The following is a 5,069-nucleotide window of genomic DNA, read 5'->3' as shown; positions in this document are numbered from 1 at the left end:
AATCTTGACTCCAGGCAAGTCTAATAGATAGTCTAAATAAAAGTCCATGACAGTAAATGTATTGTTTGTTACATTATACACCATAAAGTCAGGAGAGCCGAACAGATGAATCTGCTGAAGTGGCGAGTTTGAACAGGAGTCTAAAATTTGGCGTGGCGAATGACTTAAGTCGCTGGCTGGTATCCGTTTTTGGATGAATCATCCCCAATACTCTATGCAATTCCAGTTTAGCAGTGCCGTACTCTTGGGCGATCGCGCACAAACGAGCTCCGGTCAATCGATTTTAGATTTTAGATTTTAGATTTTAGAGGCCACCCCACGGATAAATTCGGGGGAAAAGAGGATTTTCGATTTTCGATTTGGGATTGATTCCACGGATAAATCACGTGGCGGGTACCATCAATCAATTCTTGGTCAGCTTTCGACAAAAGCCCAGAAACTGGTACAGTGGATACTTATCTCTAAAATCAAAAACTATTGGTGGTTGAATCAAGTAACTTATGCAGGAGAGTTCTTGGCCGGAAAACGACACTCGCAGCGAGCTTAAGTTGGACATCCCCGATCTAGCTCAAGAAGAGCTCAAGAGTTTGACCTCGAACTCCAAGCTCGGCAAAATATTTGGCATCCCAGACATTGGCGACAGGGTGTTTGACGCGGAAACTTCATCAGAGCTCCCGGTGGCGGTGTCTGTGCCGGGATCTCCCTCTTTTCCTCAAAATCTGTACCGGGGACGGCGGGGAAAAGCCGCCGCGTTGCTGACTGCGATTTGGGGTGGCACGATCGCCCTACACTTGATTTCTTGGGGTGCGTGGGTAGTGTGGGGTTTGACGGGACTGCTGTGGATGCAAGCATTTCGAGTGTTGTTTGCCCATCCCAAGCCCGCACTGCCGCCTCTGGCCGATGAAAATCGAGAGGATTGGCCCTACGTGTCGCTGCTGGTGGCAGCGAAAAATGAGGAAGCGGTGATTGCCCGATTCGTACAATCAATCTGCAATCTAGATTACCCGATCGACCGTTACGAAGTTTGGGCGATCGACGATCGCAGCAGCGACGGCACGGCGCTAGTATTGGAACAGCTAACCAAACAGTACCCGCAGCTCAAAGTATTTAGCAGAGGAGCAAATGCCAGCGGTGGCAAGTCGGGAGCCCTGAATGAAGTTTTGCCGCTGACTCGCGGGGAATTTGTGGGAATATTTGACGCCGACGCGACGGTAACGCCGGATTTGCTGCGCCGGGTGCTGCCGGTGTTCGAGAGACAAAAGGTAGGGGCGGTGCAAGTCAGAAAGGCGATCGCCAATGCAGCAGTAAATGTGTGGACTCGCGGCCAAGAAGCAGAAATGGCTCTCGACAGTTTTTTCCAGCAGCAACGGATTGCGATCGGCGGCATTGGAGAATTGCGCGGTAACGGCCAATTCATGCGCCGCACTGCCTTAGAAAGCTGTGGCGGCTGGAACGAGGAAACCATTACCGACGACCTGGATTTGACCGTGAGGCTCCACCTAGACCAGTGGGACATTGAATTTCTGGCTTTCCCAGCCGTGTCAGAAGAAGGAGTTACCAACGCTCGCGCCCTGTGGCACCAGCGCAATCGGTGGGCAGAAGGTGGCTATCAGCGTTATCTTGACTACTGGCAGCTAATTTTGCGGAACCGGATGGGAACTGGGAAAACTTGGGATTTATTTGGATTTTGGGTATCTCAATATTTCTTGCCGACAGTAGCGCTGCCTGACTTTTTGATGTCAATTGCGCTGCGCCGGATGCCGATCGCCAGTCCGATAACTGTGATGACTCTTACTTTGTCCGTGGTGGGAATGTTTGTCGGTTTGCGGCGCACTCGCAAAGAGACTAAATTTGACATTAAAAGAGTTTTTGTCACCTTGCTGCAAACGCTGCGGGGTACTGTGTATATGTTGCACTGGCTGCTGGTAGGGATTGTGACGGCTCGGATTTCGGTGCGTCCCAAGCGGCTGAAATGGGTTAAAACTGTTCATCAAGGCACTGCTAAGTTGACAGTTGAAAGTTGACAGTTGACAGTTGACAGTTGACAGAAGGAAGAAGTCATTAGTCATTATTTATTGGGAAGGAGTCATTAGTTATTGGGAAGGAGTTATTAGTTATTGAGGAAAAGGGATAAAATACACATGACAAGCTTAAAAGCAAGTCGTATTTGATGCTTGATTAGATTAATTTACTTGTAATCAATTGATAATTAGCTCCCAGAAATATCTGGAAACAGTATTGCCAAAACTCCGAAGAAAAAACAACTACTAACCATCTCCCTACTCTGTCCCGCCCAAGCTAGTCAAATCTTGCAATTGTCGATCGCAAAACAAAAAGTACAAAATAGCGTAATAAGTGATATAGCCTTTCTCAAAAAGATGAGGTATAATTGACAGCTTATAAACCACCCAGACGTATAGGGCCTTCTTCCCAACAACGTCCGCGAATCTTTCTGGTAACAAGTGATATGCCAGGAATACTACATAAGTAATCGGCAATATACAAAGTTGAGAATCAAAAGAGATAAAAACCATAACTTTTAATTTTTAACTTGACATAAAGCCAATTATTATCTATTAATAATGAATTGCCAAAAACGACGAATTGCTTGTTGCCAAATACCCGTCACCCGTTATTAAAAATGGATTTGTTAGAGTACCAAGCCAAATCTTTATTTCGTCAGATGGCAATTCCGATTTTGCCGTCGCAGCGGATTGACAAACCCGCCGATCTCAAAGGGCTGAAAATTCCTTACCCAGTTGTCCTGAAGTCGCAAGTGCGGGCTGGGGGACGAGGCCGGGCGGGTGGCATTAAATTTGTGGAAAATACGATCGACGCAGTTGCTGCGGCTCAAACAATTTTTAATTTGCCGATCGAGGATGAATATCCGCAAGTCCTGTTAGCAGAAGCAAAGTACAACGCTGACCAAGAATTGTACTTAGCCGTACTCCTAGACCCGATCGCCCGCCGCCCGGTACTTCTGGGCTCCAGACAAGGAGGTATGGATGTCGAAGGGTCGATCGACCAAATGCAGCAAGTTGCCGTAGATCAGGAATTTTCGCCTTTCTACGCGAGGCGTCTGATGCTGAAAATGGGATTGCAGGGAGATTTGATTCAATCGGTGAGTACAATTGTCGAGAAAATGTATCGGCTGTTTGTCCAAAAGGATTTAGATTTAGTAGAAATCAATCCTCTCGGCATCAGTCCAACAGGAGAGTTAATGGCTTTAGACGGTAAAGTCAGCGCCAACGACGATGCCTTGGGGCGGCATCCAGACTTGGTAATACTCTCGGGTAAAAAGCTCTTCAGCGGGTTGGGAGGGGACAGCAGAAATGCCTATGGGGGCGATCGCCGGAATTCCAACTCAAAGTCGCAGCAGTCGCCGGATCAGTTTGACTCCAAACCTCAATCCCCAATCTCGAATTCCGCATCTCTGGAATTAGTGGAACTAGACGGGAATGTCGGGATTTTGTGCAACGGAGTGGGCCTGACAATGGCAACTCTGGATGCTGTAGCTCACCAACGAGGAAAACCGGCTAATTTTGTCAACCTGGGTTCTTTAGATCGTTACGATGCAGTAAATGCCCTGCGCGATCGCACCGAGTTGGGTCTGGAGTTGGTCGCTCAGGATAAAAGCGTTAAGGTGATACTTGTAAATATTTTGGACAGTGCTTCCAAGAGCGAGGAAATCATCACCGCCATAGCGGGCTATTTGGAACGAAAAGCTCGCGCCAACCGGCACATTCAAGTTGTGCTGCGCCTGGTAGAGATCGATGCTGATGCTGTTAAAAAGCGTTTCGGACAGTTGCCCGTGCAGCTAGCTAGCACTTTAGATGAAGCTGCGGCTCAAGCTGTATCATCTGCCAAGTAGCGACAGTCGATCGGCAAAACGAGAACTCTGGACAACATATGAAAGCCTTCTGCTTTTGAAAGATCGAGTTTTAACTAGGAAAAAATGAATTTAACTCCTGAAAGCAAAGTCCTAGTACAGGGCATTACAGAATCTCCCGCCTCAACGCGCGCCGCCCTGATGATGAAGGCATACGGCACTAATGTAGTCGCCGGTGTCAGTCCCGGTAGGGGAGGGCAGGAGTTGGAGGGAATTCCTATTTTTGATTTGGTAGAAGAAGCTGTGGCGGCAGTGGGTCATGTTGACACTACGGTAATTTTGGTAGAGGCTTACTGGGTGCTGGATGCGGCTCTAGAAGCGATCGCCGCCGGAATTAGGCAAATCGCGATCGTCACTGAGGGAGTGCCTCCTCTGGATATGGTGCGCTTAGTCAGAAAGGCAGAGGCCACAGAAACTTTAGTGATCGGGCCCAACAGTCCGGGGATTATTGTCCCTGACAAACTGCTGCTGGGAACTCACCCCAAGGAATTCTACACTCCGGGTTCGATCGGGGTAATCAGCCGCAGCAGCACTTTGACTTACGAAGTTGCTCTCGAACTGACTGAGGCAGGTTTGGGACAGTCGATGGCGGTTTGTATTGGCTGCGACGCGATTGTGGGTTCTTCTTTTATGCAGTGGCTGCAACTTTTGGACGAAGATGACAGTACGGAGGCGATGGTTTTAATTGGGGAAGTTGGCGGTTGGAGCGAACAAGCTGCTGCTTCTTACATCGCTTCGGCGATCGACAAACCTGTGGTTGCTTATTTGGCAGGCCGCTACGTTCCCAAGGGCCCGTCCTTGGGCCATGCCGGCATCCTGATCAGTTCTCGGGCTGCTGCCCAGAAAGCCTTTGGTGTTACGGTAGAGAACAAAATGGCTGCCTTTGAAGAGGCGGAAATACCCGTAGCTGCTCGGCCTTCGGAGGTTCCCAAGTTGCTCAAGAAGTTGCTCAAGAAAAATTAATTGCTTCTTGGTTTGTAGTAAGGACTTTAGTCCGCGTTTTTTGGTTTGTAGTAAGGACTTTAGTCCGCGCTTCTTAGTTTGATCGTTCGGAGTTTAGTCCGCGCTTCTTAGGAACGACAATTTAATAACTTACACAAGTTTGTGGGATGGGCGTCCCGCCCGTCTTTTCGGGACGGGCGGGACGCCCATCCCACAAGAACAATAAAAACTGTAAGTT

The 5,069-nt window shown here is 48.6% G+C and carries 4 protein-coding genes; 3 read left to right on the top strand and 1 reads right to left on the bottom strand.

Annotation, left to right across the window (positions count from 1 at the left end; translation table 11 throughout):
• Positions 1-88 precede the first annotated feature (88 nt).
• Entirely contained in the window at positions 89-277 is a 189-nt protein-coding gene (locus JGK22_RS32455; RefSeq protein WP_293277414.1) for a hypothetical protein, read from the bottom strand.
• Between the two features lie 223 nt (positions 278-500).
• On the opposite strand from JGK22_RS32455, the gene JGK22_RS32450 reads away from it, so the two are divergent.
• From JGK22_RS32450 to JGK22_RS32440, 3 genes are all read left to right on the top strand, one after another.
• A complete protein-coding gene (locus JGK22_RS32450; RefSeq protein ID WP_293218882.1) occupies positions 501-2,024 on the top strand; it encodes a glycosyltransferase family 2 protein in 1,524 nt (507 codons plus the stop codon).
• Between the two features lie 617 nt (positions 2,025-2,641).
• On the top strand, positions 2,642-3,871 hold the full coding sequence (locus JGK22_RS32445) for a succinate--CoA ligase subunit beta (protein WP_293208027.1): 1,230 nt from the start codon (positions 2,642-2,644) through the stop codon (positions 3,869-3,871).
• An 84-nt stretch (positions 3,872-3,955) separates the two neighbouring features.
• Positions 3,956-4,852, top strand: a complete 897-nt coding sequence (locus tag JGK22_RS32440; protein WP_293184334.1) for a CoA-binding protein — start codon at positions 3,956-3,958, stop codon at positions 4,850-4,852.
• Positions 4,853-5,069: the final 217 nt, after the last annotated feature.

The organism is Microcoleus sp. PH2017_08_TRC_O_A, from assembly GCF_020738665.1.
Lineage (GTDB): Bacteria > Cyanobacteriota > Cyanobacteriia > Cyanobacteriales > Microcoleaceae > Microcoleus.
This window is presented reverse-complemented; position numbering and strand designations above follow the sequence as displayed.

What these genes read in the sequence shown, in the direction of transcription:
- JGK22_RS32440 (WP_293184334.1), top strand. Translation starts at nt 3,956, where the DNA reads ATGAATTTAACTCCTGAAAGCAAAGTCCTAGTACAGGGCATTACAGAA.
- JGK22_RS32450 (WP_293218882.1), top strand. Translation starts at nt 501, where the DNA reads ATGCAGGAGAGTTCTTGGCCGGAAAACGACACTCGCAGCGAGCTTAAG.
- JGK22_RS32445 (WP_293208027.1), top strand. Translation starts at nt 2,642, where the DNA reads ATGGATTTGTTAGAGTACCAAGCCAAATCTTTATTTCGTCAGATGGCA.